Origin of the sequence: Proteus alimentorum (genome assembly GCF_002607735.1) — a bacterium.
Taxonomy (GTDB): domain Bacteria; phylum Pseudomonadota; class Gammaproteobacteria; order Enterobacterales; family Enterobacteriaceae; genus Proteus; species Proteus alimentorum.
This window is the reverse complement of record NZ_NBVR01000018.1, coordinates 108,509-121,981: the sequence shown is the minus strand read 5'-3', so window position 1 is coordinate 121,981 and position 13,473 is coordinate 108,509. Positions and strand designations below refer to the sequence as shown.

The 13,473-nt window shown below is 40.0% G+C and carries 16 protein-coding genes; 3 read left to right on the top strand and 13 right to left on the bottom strand.

Annotation, left to right across the window (positions count from 1 at the left end; genetic code table 11):
- Nucleotides 1-148: 148 nt before the first annotated feature.
- From sspB to zapE, 5 genes are all read right to left on the bottom strand, one after another.
- Nucleotides 149-658: a ClpXP protease specificity-enhancing factor gene (sspB, locus tag B6258_RS03540; protein WP_099074106.1), complete on the bottom strand. Its 510-nt coding sequence runs from the start codon at nt 656-658 to the stop codon at nt 149-151.
- Between the two features lie 6 nt (nt 659-664).
- On the bottom strand, nt 665-1,306 hold the full coding sequence (gene sspA, locus B6258_RS03535; protein WP_023582862.1) for a stringent starvation protein SspA: 642 nt from the start codon (nt 1,304-1,306) through the stop codon (nt 665-667).
- 657 nt (nt 1,307-1,963) lie between these two features.
- On the bottom strand, nt 1,964-2,356 hold the full coding sequence (gene rpsI / locus B6258_RS03530; protein WP_004245284.1) for a 30S ribosomal protein S9: 393 nt from the start codon (nt 2,354-2,356) through the stop codon (nt 1,964-1,966).
- Nucleotides 2,357-2,371: 15 nt separating this feature from the next.
- On the bottom strand, nt 2,372-2,800 hold the full coding sequence (gene rplM / locus B6258_RS03525) for a 50S ribosomal protein L13 (RefSeq protein WP_006535327.1): 429 nt from the start codon (nt 2,798-2,800) through the stop codon (nt 2,372-2,374).
- Between the two features lie 434 nt (nt 2,801-3,234).
- Nucleotides 3,235-4,350, bottom strand: coding sequence for a cell division protein ZapE (gene zapE / locus B6258_RS03520; protein WP_099074105.1), 1,116 nt, complete (start codon nt 4,348-4,350; stop codon nt 3,235-3,237).
- A gap of 203 nt (nt 4,351-4,553) precedes the next feature.
- On the opposite strand from zapE, the gene zapG reads away from it, so the two are divergent.
- From zapG to degS, 3 genes are all read left to right on the top strand, one after another.
- On the top strand, nt 4,554-4,958 hold the full coding sequence (zapG, locus tag B6258_RS03515) for a Z-ring associated protein ZapG (protein ID WP_099074104.1): 405 nt from the start codon (nt 4,554-4,556) through the stop codon (nt 4,956-4,958).
- A gap of 230 nt (nt 4,959-5,188) precedes the next feature.
- The gene (degQ, locus tag B6258_RS03510) at nt 5,189-6,580 is read left to right on the top strand and encodes a serine endoprotease DegQ (RefSeq protein WP_099074103.1); all 1,392 of its coding nucleotides are present in this window, start codon (nt 5,189-5,191) and stop codon (nt 6,578-6,580) included.
- A 207-nt stretch (nt 6,581-6,787) separates the two neighbouring features.
- Nucleotides 6,788-7,858, top strand: coding sequence for an outer membrane-stress sensor serine endopeptidase DegS (degS, locus tag B6258_RS03505; protein ID WP_099074102.1), 1,071 nt, complete (start codon nt 6,788-6,790; stop codon nt 7,856-7,858).
- A 26-nt stretch (nt 7,859-7,884) separates the two neighbouring features.
- On the opposite strand, the gene B6258_RS03500 is transcribed toward degS, so the two are convergent.
- From B6258_RS03500 to mlaE, 8 genes are all read right to left on the bottom strand, one after another.
- Complete coding sequence (locus B6258_RS03500; protein ID WP_099074101.1) at nt 7,885-8,133, bottom strand: CPCC family cysteine-rich protein; 249 nt, start codon at nt 8,131-8,133, stop codon at nt 7,885-7,887.
- 37 nt (nt 8,134-8,170) lie between these two features.
- Nucleotides 8,171-9,232: a DUF2157 domain-containing protein gene (locus B6258_RS03495; protein WP_099074100.1), complete on the bottom strand. Its 1,062-nt coding sequence runs from the start codon at nt 9,230-9,232 to the stop codon at nt 8,171-8,173.
- A 195-nt stretch (nt 9,233-9,427) separates the two neighbouring features.
- A complete protein-coding gene (gene murA, locus B6258_RS03490; protein ID WP_099074099.1) occupies nt 9,428-10,690 on the bottom strand; it encodes a UDP-N-acetylglucosamine 1-carboxyvinyltransferase in 1,263 nt (420 codons plus the stop codon).
- A 47-nt stretch (nt 10,691-10,737) separates the two neighbouring features.
- Entirely contained in the window at nt 10,738-10,992 is a 255-nt protein-coding gene (gene ibaG / locus B6258_RS03485) for a BolA family iron metabolism protein IbaG (RefSeq protein WP_006535338.1), read from the bottom strand.
- Nucleotides 10,993-11,132: 140 nt separating this feature from the next.
- Nucleotides 11,133-11,426, bottom strand: coding sequence for a lipid asymmetry maintenance protein MlaB (gene mlaB / locus B6258_RS03480; protein ID WP_099074098.1), 294 nt, complete (start codon nt 11,424-11,426; stop codon nt 11,133-11,135).
- 1 nt (nt 11,427) lies between these two features.
- Nucleotides 11,428-12,057: a phospholipid-binding protein MlaC gene (gene mlaC / locus B6258_RS03475; protein ID WP_099074097.1), complete on the bottom strand. Its 630-nt coding sequence runs from the start codon at nt 12,055-12,057 to the stop codon at nt 11,428-11,430.
- A gap of 96 nt (nt 12,058-12,153) precedes the next feature.
- Entirely contained in the window at nt 12,154-12,690 is a 537-nt protein-coding gene (mlaD, locus tag B6258_RS03470) for an outer membrane lipid asymmetry maintenance protein MlaD (RefSeq protein ID WP_099074096.1), read from the bottom strand.
- 3 nt (nt 12,691-12,693) lie between these two features.
- Nucleotides 12,694-13,473, bottom strand: coding sequence for a lipid asymmetry maintenance ABC transporter permease subunit MlaE (gene mlaE, locus B6258_RS03465; protein ID WP_099074095.1), 780 nt, complete (start codon nt 13,471-13,473; stop codon nt 12,694-12,696).

The following is a 13,473-nucleotide window of genomic DNA, read 5'->3' as shown; positions in this document are numbered from 1 at the left end:
CAATCCCATAAAGCGCTCGATAGCAATATAGAGCGCTTTTTTTGCGAAAAATAAATGATGGATTTACAATACACTGATAAATCAAATATATACAAAAAAACCAGTTCAAATGAACTGGTTTTTTCATTAATACAAATAAGATAATCTCTTATTTCACAACGCGCAGTGCTGGACGACCCGTTGGGCGAGGTGGCTCTGGATCATCATCTGGTGAAGAAGTATCAGCTTCGACAGCTTCATCAGTGACAAGAGATAAACCTTCGCTAGCCGGAGCGACATTGTTATCTTCACTATCATCTTCAGCAAACTGTAATGATGCGCCAGATTCATAAGCAGGCTCTGGCTCAAACATCATTCCCGCACCGTTTTCTCTCGCATAAATAGCCATAACAGCAGCCATAGGCACTCGTACTTTACGAGGTATGCCACCAAAGCTTGCACTAAATAAAACCTGATACGGCGTTAACTCTAAGTCATCTACTGCACGAGATGAAATATTTAGTACAATTTGACCATCATGCGCATATTCCATTGGGACTTGAACACCGACAACATTCACATCAACCACTAAATGTGGTGTTAAATCGTTTTCGATGATCCAGTCATAATGCGCACGTAATAAATGCGGACGACGCGGAGACATATCCATAATCTCCATACTTAATTACCCTCTTGAAGGTAAGCGCATCTCACGCTCTGCTTCGGTTAATGACGCGAGGAAAGAATCACGCTCAAAAACACGCTGCATATAAATTTGTACATCTTTAGCGCCAGCACCACTTAAATCTACACCAAGCACGGGTAAACGCCATAACAGAGGAGCAAGGTAGCAATCAACTAAGCTGAACTCTTCACTCATAAAGTAAGGATATTCTTTAAACACAGGAGATACAGCCAGTAGCTCTTCTGCCAACTGTTTACGAGCAGCATTAGCTTGCTGTTCAGTCCCTTTTTCAATGGTGTTCATTAAAGAATACCAATCATGCTCGATGCGATGCATCATTAAACGGCTGCTACCACGAGCAACAGGATAAACTGGCATTAAAGGAGGATGAGGGAAGCGTTCATCAAGATATTCCATGATGATACGTGAATCATACAGAGTCAGCTCACGATCAACCAAAGTCGGTACACTTTGGTAAGGGTTAAGATCGATAAGATCCTGTGGAAGATTACCAGCTTCAACCTGTTCAATTTCAACACTGACACCTTTCTCCGCTAGGACAATTCTGACCTGATGGCTGAAAATATCAGTCGGACCGGAAAACAAAGTCATTACCGAACGTTTGTTGGCAGCGACAGCCATGAAAACCTCCAAGTTAATCAATTAAAGAAATGAATTAGCACAATGCCCCTTCCATTTCCCCATTCCTAAAAGACAAGCACACAAACGCAGTAGACCTAAATAAACATTTAAGTTACTAACTGCATTGGGTAACTACCTGTATAACAGCCTTATCGTGGGATAATCATATTTTACAGGGTTAAAAACTCACCTGTCTTTGCGGCACATATCATTATCAAGTAATACCAAAATAATCATTCAACAATCATTATTGTCATAATAATTTTGGTATGACTTTCAAACTCATCACGGGTATTGAGATCGATATACCCATTGGCAACATGATGAAGTTATAGAAAGAAAGACACCAAAGTCCGCTATTCTACCAGAATTCATGTTACTTAGGGGGGCTAATGCAAATAATTCAACATAATATGCCACACTACCCTAAAAGTAAGATTATAATATCAAAAAATGAAATTATTTAGAGATAACATCTAAAAAATAGGCTTTTTAATACTATCGTTATCTTACATAAAGCTTGTTTTTATGATTAACAGCATCATGTATTAGCAACATTATGTTTTTATTATTAATAAACACAAATAAGTCAAAAATAAAAAACCCGCCTGTGAAGACGGGTTTTCAACATCAAATTGATATCTAAAAGATAACAAATTAACGTTTAGAGAACTGTGGACGACGACGTGCTTTACGCAGACCCACTTTCTTACGTTCAACAGAACGCGCATCACGGGTTACGAAACCAGCTTTACGCAGATCAGAACGTAGAGTCTCATCATATTCCATCAGTGCACGAGTGATACCGTGACGGATCGCGCCAGCTTGACCAGAAATACCACCACCTTTAACAGTGATGTATAAATCTAATTTACCCAGCATATCAACTAATTCCAGCGGTTGACGAACAACCATACGTGCTGTTTCGCGGCCGAAGTAAACTTCTAGGCTACGTTTGTTGATTACGATATTACCGCTACCTGGCTTAATGAAGACACGTGCGGAAGAACTTTTGCGGCGACCTGTGCCGTAGTATTGATTATCAGCCATTGCCTATTATCCCGATTAAATGTCCAGAACTTGCGGTTGTTGTGCCGCGTGGTTGTGCTCAGATCCTGCGTAAACTTTCAGTTTACGGTACATCGCACGACCCAGAGGCCCTTTTGGCAGCATGCCTTTTACCGCGATTTCGATTACACGCTCAGGACTACGGGCGATCATCTCTTCGAAAGTCGCTTGTTTGATACCACCTACGTGACCAGTATGACGGTAGTAAACTTTGTCAGTACGTTTATGACCAGTTACCGCTACTTTCTCAGCGTTTAAAACGATGATGTAATCACCAGTATCAACGTGCGGAGTGTATTCCGCTTTGTGCTTACCGCGTAAACGGCTAGCAATTTCAGTTGCTAAACGGCCTAAAGTTTTGCCGTCTGCATCAACAACGTACCAGTCGCGTTTTACGGTTTCTGGTTTAGCTGTAAAAGTTTTCATTATTGAAAATTACCCAATGTTTAGTTACACGTTGGTGAACGCTCGGTTCAAATACTATTGAGGTTCACACGACTCTTGTGTCCAGCAAACCTACCCCTTCGAGTAGCACTGCTGACTCTAAAATGCGAGTTTTTTGGGAAATAAAAAACTTGCTGCAACGTGGGGTCGCAAGATTATAGAGAAGTCAGAAAAAAAAATCGAGTCATAATTGAAAAACAATTGAATTCTTTTTCAATATTTCAGCGAAAAAAACGAATCTGGCACTTTTTTCTGATTTGACTGATAAATTCTTGCTACCTGAAGAGAAGAATTGTTCCTTTCCAGAGCGCTTGTAAGCTGCCTAATGCGTTCTATTCTCATAGAAAAAAACATCAAGCAACTTAACCTGCGTCATCCTACCATAATGAAAGATGACTTTCTTCAAGAATTAAACATTAAGCGAGATGGGGTTGTACTAAATATTCTTCACTTTGCATCTCTTGTAAACGAGATAAGCAACGTTGATATTCAAAACGCAGAAAATCACCTTGATAAATCTCGTTCATTTCTACATTTGCATTAATAATAAGTTTCACCTTACGCTCATAAAACTCATCAACAAGCGCTAAAAACCGACGCGCAGCATCTTCATTTAATGTTCCCATTTGTTCCATGTCATATAACAAAACAGAGTGGTAATGCTTAGAAAGCTCAATGTAATCAAGCTGACTACGGGGTTCCATACACAAAGTTGAAAAATTTATAGCAAGGACCCCACTAGAGGCTTTTCTTACTTTCATCGGGCGATGATTGATGGTTAAAGTACAATCAACTTGCGGTTCACTGGTTGCCAAGTGCATGAAAATTCTGTCCATTTCTTGACGATTTTCATCGTTAAGAGGAGATAAAAAAAGATGCGCTTGTGTTAATGTTCTAAGACGATAATCAATACCTGCATCGACATTTAAAATATCGCAATGGTGTTTGATCTGTTCTATTGCAGGTAAAAAACGAGAACGTTGCAATCCATTACGGTAAAGCTCGTCAGGTGGAATATTTGATGTTGCAACTAGCGTGATACCTCTGGCAAATAACGCTTCAAGCAAGGTACCTAAAATCATTGCATCAGTAATATCAGAAACAAAAAACTCATCAAAACAGAGCACATCGGTTTGCACTTTAAAGCCATCAGCAATAATTTCTAGCGGGTTTTCATGACCTTGTAAGTTTTTCAACTCTTCTTGAACACGTAACATAAAGCGATGGAAGTGTAAGCGAAGCTTTCGTTCTGTCGGCAAACTTTGATAAAACATATCCATCAACCATGTTTTACCTCGTCCAACCCCCCCCCACATATATAAACCACGTTCTGGTGCAACAATCTGTTTTTTTGTGCGAATTCGCCCGAATAATCGTTGTGTTAGCGAATTTTTTTCTGGTGGAGTCTCTTTTAATAATGCATGGTAGATCTGTTGAAGATGGAGAACAGTTTTTCGCTGAACATCATCAGGTTGATAATCACCTTGCTTTAATGCGGCTTCATAAAGTGATAACGGCGTACTAACAGTCATGAATGCCCTCTTATCCTTAATTTTCTGACATACTGATTTGTGTCTGTCGAATGGCTCTATTATAAGCATTAAGAATTGTTTTAACATCAACGTAACACACGAATTTTATATTAAGCTTAAGGATATTATTCCACCCATGCCTTTTAGCGGTTATGATGTTATAAGAATCCATCGTCCTCACTATTAGATGAAAAGGAGTTGCCATGGTTTGGGTTTATGCACTGATTGGATTAGTTGTCGGTCTTATTATCGGCGCACTTGCAATGCGTTACGGTAACAGCACCCTTCGCCAACAAGATGCTATCAAAGCAGAGTTAGACACGAAAAAAGAAGAACTTGATACTTATCGCAATGAGCTTGTCAGCCACTTTGCTAGAAGTGCTGAACTATTAGATAACATGGCGAAAGATTACCGTCAGCTTTATCAACATATGGCAAAAAGCTCTAATGAGCTCATGCCTGATATGCCTGCTCAAGAAAATCCGTTTAATTACCGATTAAGTGAATCAGAAGCCGCGAATGATCAATCTCCAATAAAAATGCCGCCTCGTGATTACTCCGAAGGGGCGTCTGGATTGTTCAGACCCACAGAGAAAAAAGACAGTTAATCTTAAAACGCCACATTTTTGTGGCGTTTTTTCTTTCTCATAAACATCATAAAATGACAATTATTTGCTATGGTTTTAAAGATAGCTTTTGTCTTGTAAATCCGTGTAAAAGGAAGCAAAGCACATCATGTCTTAATGAACTTTCCTTTGTCAGTACAGGTCTTAGTGACATCGCGCTCATTTTGAGCAATAACTTTTATTTTGATAACTGTATCAAGAGACTCTAATTCATGTTGACTAAAAAAAGAAAATTATTACTTAGTGCATTAGCAATGAGTGTCGGACTTTCACTCTCTACTATTCCAGCAACCAGTATGGCCGCACTGCCTGCGGTTATGCCATCAGGCGAGCAACTGCCAAGCCTTGCACCGATGTTAGAAAAAGTGTTACCTGCTGTCGTCAGTGTGCACGTTTCAGGAACACGAGTACAAAGCCAGCAAGTGCCTGAAGAGTTCAAATTCTTCTTTGGCCCCAATTTCCCATCACAACAACAAAGTATTCGCCCTTTTGAAGGCTTGGGCTCTGGCGTCATTATTGATGCACAAAAAGGCTATGTATTAACAAACAACCATGTTGTTGATGGTGCAGATAAAATTCAACTACAAATTAATGATGGTCGTGAATTTAGTGCAAAATTAATTGGTAGCGATCCACAAACAGATATCGCCTTACTGCAAATTGAAAAACCAACTAACTTAACCGCAATTAAAATGGCGGACTCTGACCAATTGCGTGTTGGTGACTTTGCGGTTGCAGTAGGTAACCCATTTGGTTTAGGCCAAACAGCAACATCTGGTATTATTTCCGCATTAGGTCGTAGCGGTTTAAATCTTGAAGGTTTAGAGAACTTTATCCAGACCGATGCATCAATCAACCGTGGTAACTCTGGTGGTGCACTCGTTAACTTAAATGGCGAGTTAATCGGAATTAACACCGCTATTTTAGCACCGGGTGGTGGCAATATCGGTATCGGCTTCGCTATTCCAAGTAATATGGCGCGTGATCTTAGCCAACAACTGATTTCGCATGGTGAAGTTAAACGTGGCATCTTAGGTATTCGTGGTACAGAAATGAATTCTGATCTGGCGAAATCCTTTAATATTGATGCACAACGCGGTGCTTTTGTTAGCGAAGTAATGCCAGATTCATCCGCTGCAAAAGCAGGCATCAAACCGGGTGACGTTTTAATTTCAGTTGATGGTAAACGTATCAATAGCTTTGCTGAATTAAGAGCTAAAGTGGGTACGACACCACCGGGTAAAGAGATCCTGATTGGCTTAATCCGTCAAGGTAAATCAATGGATGTTAAAGTGACATTAGAGAAACAATCGGCCGATGCAACACGCGCAGATAACTTTTCTCCTGCACTACAAGGTGCCACATTAAGTAACTACTTAAACAAACAAGTTAAAGCAGTTGCTGTTGATTCTGTTGAGAAAGATTCCGCAGCTGCGGCATCTGGTTTACAGAAAGGCGACCTTATTATTGGTATCAATAATACGCCAATTACATCACTGGGCGATTTACGCAAAGCAATTGATGCTAAACCGCCTGTTCTTGCATTGAATATTCAGCGTGGTAATGAAGAAATTTACCTGCTGTTACGTAATACACCGCGCTAAGAAGTAAGCTTTTCACCTATCTAATTTATTGATTTCTTTGGCCCTATAATTTCCGTTATAGGGCTTTTTTTATACCTCTTTTTGATAAGAGTCATTGGCTTAAAAGGGGATTTTATGCGCTGAGCGATGCTTTCATAAGTTAAACTATGTTATTCTCACCGCTCTTACGCGAATAATTTCACAGTCAGACATAAATACAGGATTTTTATGTTAACTAAGTTACTGCGCTCAACTCTAATTGGTCTTCTCACAGCAGCAATTCTTTTGATTGCAGTTCCTTCAATTCGCCCTATTTTTATTGAACGCCTACTTAATGGCGATTTTCTTAATGCGCCTTTTAGCTATAACACCGCGGTGCGACGAGCAGCCCCTGCGGTTGTTAATGTTTATAGCAGTACAATGGGCAGCTTTTCTCAAGAAGGCCGTGAGCTAACATCTTTAGGCGCTGGCGTCATTATGGATGGTCGTGGTTATATTTTAACGAATCAACATGTTATTAATAATGCCGATCAGATCCTTATCGCGCTCCAAAATGGTGATCTTTATGAAGGCTTACTTGTTGGTTCTGATCCCTTAACCGATCTTGCAGTATTAAAAATTGATGCCGATAAGCTCCCGACGATCCCCATTAATACTAAACGAATTTCTCATGTTGGTGATGTTGTGCTGGCTATTGGTAACCCATTTAATATTGGGCAAACTATTACACAAGGGATCATCAGTGCGACGGGGCGCGTTGGATTAAGCCCAACCCGTTACCAAAATTTTCTACAAACAGATGCCTCAATTAATGAAGGTAACTCTGGTGGTGCGCTAATTAATACTGAAGGTGAACTGGTGGGCATTAATACCATGACGTTTGATTCAGGAACCTATAACGGATACCGCCCTACAGCAGAAGGATTAGGCTTCGCCATTCCGACCGAACTTGCTGTTAAAATTATGAATAAGCTAATTCGTGATGGTCGTGTTATCCGTGGCTTTATTGGTATCACAGCAAAAGAATTACCAAGAATTCGCTCATCCAATACAGATATTAAGCAAATTCAAGGATTGCGTATTTTTAGGATCACACCAAATGGCCCAGCGGATAAAGCAGGAATAAAAACTGGCGATATCATCCTTAGCATTAATCATGCGCCAGCGACTTCCGCGATGGAAATGATGGATTACATTGCAGAAACACGCCCCGGTACGGTTTTACCTGTCACGCTATTACGAGAAGGTAATGAGATCAATGTTGATGTCACGATCTCTGAATACCAACCAGAATCATAACTAGCAAAAAATCTCCCTATTTTTAGCTAATAGGGAGATTTCATATAAAACGTTGCACTTTGCGAGCAGCTTTCTTTAAAGATTTCTGTATTACGATAATCTTCTAATGTACTGTGATTACAACCGCTGTACTCTCCTTCTTTTGTGCCATCATTTTGCCAACCACAAACTGGGCAAATCTCAAAAAAAGCTTCATCTTTATCTTTAAAAACAAGATAGTGGCAAGCAACACAACTCACTTCTAAAGGAAGGTGACAACTGCGTTTTTCTATCAAAGTAATCTCCTATTACGATAGTAAATAAAACAGTACGTTATTCATTTTTACTCGGTTTGCCTGTGAACGTGTTGTTTTCAACAGTATGCCAAATTTTTTCAGCTTTCCGTCCAATCCAAATAAGTGAAATAGCTAAAATAAAGAAGAAAATCGCACTGTGTAAACTGTCCCAGAAGTATTCAAAGAAACGGGTATAGAGATTGATACCAAGGAAAGTCAAACCAAAACCTCTTAACATGCCGTCATCTGTTTTAAGGCTAATATAAATACAAATAACAGAAGCCACGCCAAATAACAGTGCCCAAGGCAACAAATTCACACTTGAAGTACGATACCAAGTATCAGGATCGTAATTACCAAAAATAGACATGATCCATAGCGCAATAAACAGATAAGTGAGTCCCATTATTTTTGTCATGGTAAATAAGCGACGGTGTACCAATACATTTTGTAGGAAATAACAGCCTGCTAATAATACTGCGCCAAAGAAGACAAAGCGGATAGGATAGTTCATCCCTAACCAATAAGCGCCCCAGCCTGACATATACCCTGTTTCAGCACCAAACCAATTTCCTAGCATTAAAAGGAAAAATAGCCACACTAGCGATGAACGACTGATAAAACCAATTGAACCATAAATAGCACAGCCAATTAAAAAGAGAGGGGCAATATGACCGCTTCCTGTATCCAGTAATTCTCCCAGTTGCCAAAGAAAAATCGCCGTAAACATCACGCCTAAAAAGAGAATAAATTCAGTACTATAGTGCCACTGTATTTCTTTTCGCTGACGTTTAAATCCCCAGAAGTAGAGCGCTGAAGCAATAAGTGCAGGAGAGATCACGCGCATAATTTCAGAGACACTGAAGAGTTCAATAAGGTAATAGACCAATGCGCTATCACTAAAGATACTCCCTGCGGCGATAATCAAACAGACCATTGCTATCCAAAATGCATAGCGACTTAATCTTTTCCAATCAAAAGGAATACGATGCAACGTACTTCTTAACTGCTGATGTTCTTGTTCTGAAATTTCGCCAGATTGTTGCCATTCATCCAATGCTTGACGAATTAGGCGCTCTTGTTTCCTTGTTACCTGCATATATGTTCCTTCCTTTTAGCTCATAGCTATTTCTCTAAAACAGGCCTATTTTTCTTACTGTATCTTGCCACGAAAGAAATGCTTTATGAATTGTCCTATTCTGTTGAGAGTTCTGTTGAACTAATGCACAAAAAAAAACCATAGCACAACAATGTACTATGGTTTTAAATGGCTAAAAAAGATAACTAAAATAAATTAGTCATTCGAGTGCAAACGTTCGATTTTTGCCCCTAAGCCTTGTAATTTAGCTTCAATATTTTCATAACCACGATCGATATGATAAATACGATCAACAATGGTTGTGCCTTCAGCAATACAACCTGCAAGGACTAAGCTTGCAGAAGCACGTAAATCCGTTGCCATCACTTGTGCGCCGGAAAGTTTTTCAACACCGTGGCATAACACCGTATTACTTTCGATTTCAGCGTGAGCACCCATACGGATTAACTCAGGAATGTGCATAAAACGATTTTCAAAAATGGTTTCAGTGATCATTCCTGCGCCTTCAGCCACTAAGTTTAAAAGGCTAAATTGTGCTTGCATATCAGTTGGAAAACCCGGATGTGGCGCAGTACGCAATGTTACCGCTTTAGGGCGTTTACCATGCATATCAAGGCTTATCCAATCTTCACCCACGTCAATATCAGCGCCTGCTTCACGTAATTTTGCCAACACAGCATCTAACGTATCCGGTTTAGCATTACGACACATAACACGACCACGAGAAACTGCCGCTGCAACTAAGAAAGTCCCTGTTTCAATACGATCCGGTAGGATTTGATAAGTACCACCACCAAGACGCTCTACGCCTTCAATAGTAATGCTATCTGTACCTGCACCGCTAATTTTGGCACCTAATGTATTGAGGAAGTTTGCCGTATCTTCAATTTCAGGCTCTCTTGCTGCATTCTCAATAATCGTTTTGCCTTCAGCTAATACCGCCGCAGTCATAATCGTGATAGTGGCACCCACGCTCACTTTATCCATGACAATATGTGCGCCTTTTAAACGCCCATCAACACGTGCTTTTACATAACCTTCATCCAGTGTGATCTCAGCGCCTAATTGCTCTAAACCTGTAATATGAAGATCAACAGGACGAGCACCAATGGCACAGCCACCCGGTAAAGAAACCTGACCTTGACCAAAACGAGCCACCAGCGGACCTAAAGCCCAAATTGAAGCACGCATGGTTTTTACTAACTCGTAAGGAGCACAAAATTCATTAATATTACGAGCATCAACGAAAACAGAGCCATTACGTTCAACATGAGTTCCTAAACGATTAAGTAACTTAATCGTTGTGTCGATATCTTTTAATTTAGGAACATTGGTTAATTCTACTGGCTCTTCGGCAAGGATCGCAGCGAACAGGATTGGTAGTGCGGCATTTTTTGCGCCTGAAATAGTGACCTCACCTGATAAACAGGTTGGCCCTTGTACTCTAAATTTATCCATCTGTAGAACTCTCTTTTTATTTTGCTGTACGCTGTATACCTACTGAATCAAAGCCCGTTAAGTTTACGATCTCTCTTCCACTCTTCAGGTGTGTAGGCTTTAATAGACAAAGCGTGAATACGATTATCTGCGATATATTCCATCAAAGGGGCATAAATGGTTTGTTGTTGTTTTACTCTGCTCATTCCCTCAAACATTGCGCCAACAACGACAACTTGAAAATGACTACCGTCACCATTGACGATGACTTCATCTAAAGACAGGCTGTCCATTAATACTTGTTTGATTTCATTTGTATCCATAATTGCTCAATCTCAACGTTAAAATAATAATCAGTCGTCTATCCTAATGGAATCCGCTCTACTCTTAAACCATCAAAAACCCCCTTAATGATAAAAGTATCACGAAGGGGGCTTTTTAATACCTTTGCTCAAACTCTGTATTAGGCAATATTCATAATTTCATCAAGATCATAGAGTGTAATTAAGGTCTGAAAACGCTCACTGGCACCTTGAATAATAAATTGACGATTTTGCGCTTCCATTTCTGCTTTTAAGTGAACAAAAAGTGCCAATCCGGTTGAATCAATATGTTCTAAGGCAGAAATATCTATGATATCAATATCAGCTAATAATACTTTACGTTGCTGCCAAGCAGGTAACAACGTTTCACGATCTAACGTTCCTTGGAAATAGAGGGCACTATCCTTTTTTTCCCAATTTAACGAAGCTGACATGTTATTTTTTCTCATCCAGAGTGATTGGTGTTTTAGCACTGATTTCTAACTGTTTTGTTAAACCATCAACACCTTTAGAATTTAAAATATCTGACCACTCATTCTGTTTTGTGGTGATCATGCTGACACCTTCAGCAATCATATCATAAGCTTGCCATTCGCCTGTTTTGCTGTTTTTACGCCATTGAAAATCAAGGCGGACAGGTGGGCGACCATTTGTATCAATAATGGTGACACGAATCGTTAGCGTTGATTTGTCTGCGAAAGGTTTTGCAGGCTCAATACGGTATTCTTGGCCTTCATACATCGCTAATGCTTGACCATAAACTTGAGCAAGATACGCTTCAAATGCAGTGAAATAAGCATCACGTTGCGCAGGGGTTGCATTACGATAATGTGGCCCTAACACTAATGCACCCGCATATTTAATATGTACATAAGGCAGTAATTCTTGCTGAACAATTTGACGTAAAACTTCAGGGTTTTTACGAATTTCAGGCTGTTCATTTTTTAATTGACTAAAGGTCTTTTGTGCCGCATCTTCCATCAATGCGTAAGGATTGGTTTTATCTACCGCCATTGCAAAAGGCGTTATCACTAATAGTGCGACCATCAATAAGCGTTTAAACATACGTTCGCTTCTCCTCAAATAGAGTTTCAATAATACGATGCATTTATTACGCTAAATTTAGCTAAATGTATAAGTGCATCGTATAGGAATTAATGATTAGGGTAATGCAGAGTGTTCTTCTGTCGGTTTAGATTCAGATTTAGCTGAATCATCACCATCACCCGTTTTATAAAGGAATTGACCAATAAGGTCTTCTAGCACCATTGCTGAATTGGTGTTTGTGATGCGTCCTCCGTCTTTTAACAGAGTAGAATCTAAGGCTTCATCATAAAAACCTAAATTCAATGCAAGGAACTGCTCACCTAATAAACCCGATGTACGAATAGACAATGAGCTACTTTCTGGAATGTGATCGTAAATACTCAGAATATCGAGCGCAACTTCAGGACGATAGTTCCCTTCATCTTCTTCTTTTAAGGTAATAGAAGAAACACGCCCAATCACCACACCACCAATCTTAACTGGAGAGCGCTCTTTTAACCCACCAATATTACCGAAGCTGGCATAAACGCGATAAGTCGGTTGATTACCCATTTCTTTAATATCAGCGACTTTAAGGCATAAGAAAATCACGGCAGCTAACGCAATCAGAACAAATAGACCAACCCAAACTTCAATTTTTTTACTTTGCATGACTTAGTTCCCAAACATCAGTGCTGTTAGCACAAAATCTAAACCCAATACGGCTAACGATGAATGAACAACAGTACGTGTTGTTGCTCTGCTAATCCCTTCTGATGTTGGGATTGCGTCATACCCGTTAAAGAGCGCTATCCAAGTGACGGTAATGGCAAAAACGACACTTTTAATAAAGCAGTTCACTAAATCGAGTCGCCATTCAACGGCACCCTGCATAGATGCCCAGAAAAAGCCTTCATCGATCCCTTTCCAATCCACACCCACAATTGCACCACCCCAAATACCGATAGCGACAAAAATAAGTGAAAGCAATGGCATACTAATAAGACCCGCCCAAAAACGGGGCGCAACAACACGTCTTAAAGGATCGACGGCCATCATTTCTAAACTAGAAATTTGTTCTGTGGCTTTCATTAAGCCGATTTCAGCAGTTAAGGCTGAGCCCGCGCGACCTGCAAATAATAATGCGGTGACGACTGGGCCTAATTCTCTTAACAATGAGAGTGCGACCATCATGCCAAGACTAGCTTCAGCACTAAAGGTTGTTAAAACAAGATAGCCTTGTAATCCCAACACCATGCCAATAAATAGACCAGACACCATGATAATTAATAAAGATTGAACACCAACGTTATACAATTGCTTCAGTAAAAGAGGCCACTGTTTACGAAATTCAGGCTTACCCACTAACGCCCGAAAGAGCATAATGCCGGCTCTACCGAAGGTTGCAAAAATCGCCAATGCTCTAGCGCCAATGCGAGATAATAAATTTACCAC

Excerpts from the sequence above, each read along its gene's own strand:
- sspB (WP_099074106.1), bottom strand. The coding sequence starts at position 658 with ATGGAGATTATGGATATGTCTCCGCGTCGTCCGCATTTATTACGTGCG.
- sspA (WP_023582862.1), bottom strand. The coding sequence starts at position 1,306 with ATGGCTGTCGCTGCCAACAAACGTTCGGTAATGACTTTGTTTTCCGGT.
- rpsI (WP_004245284.1), bottom strand. The coding sequence starts at position 2,356 with ATGGCTGATAATCAATACTACGGCACAGGTCGCCGCAAAAGTTCTTCC.
- rplM (WP_006535327.1), bottom strand. The coding sequence starts at position 2,800 with ATGAAAACTTTTACAGCTAAACCAGAAACCGTAAAACGCGACTGGTAC.
- zapE (WP_099074105.1), bottom strand. The coding sequence starts at position 4,350 with ATGACTGTTAGTACGCCGTTATCACTTTATGAAGCCGCATTAAAGCAA.
- zapG (WP_099074104.1), top strand. The coding sequence starts at position 4,554 with ATGGTTTGGGTTTATGCACTGATTGGATTAGTTGTCGGTCTTATTATC.
- degQ (WP_099074103.1), top strand. The coding sequence starts at position 5,189 with ATGTTGACTAAAAAAAGAAAATTATTACTTAGTGCATTAGCAATGAGT.
- degS (WP_099074102.1), top strand. The coding sequence starts at position 6,788 with ATGTTAACTAAGTTACTGCGCTCAACTCTAATTGGTCTTCTCACAGCA.
- B6258_RS03495 (WP_099074100.1), bottom strand. The coding sequence starts at position 9,232 with ATGCAGGTAACAAGGAAACAAGAGCGCCTAATTCGTCAAGCATTGGAT.
- murA (WP_099074099.1), bottom strand. The coding sequence starts at position 10,690 with ATGGATAAATTTAGAGTACAAGGGCCAACCTGTTTATCAGGTGAGGTC.
- ibaG (WP_006535338.1), bottom strand. The coding sequence starts at position 10,992 with ATGGATACAAATGAAATCAAACAAGTATTAATGGACAGCCTGTCTTTA.
- mlaB (WP_099074098.1), bottom strand. The coding sequence starts at position 11,426 with ATGTCAGCTTCGTTAAATTGGGAAAAAAAGGATAGTGCCCTCTATTTC.
- mlaC (WP_099074097.1), bottom strand. The coding sequence starts at position 12,057 with ATGTTTAAACGCTTATTGATGGTCGCACTATTAGTGATAACGCCTTTT.
- mlaD (WP_099074096.1), bottom strand. The coding sequence starts at position 12,690 with ATGCAAAGTAAAAAAATTGAAGTTTGGGTTGGTCTATTTGTTCTGATT.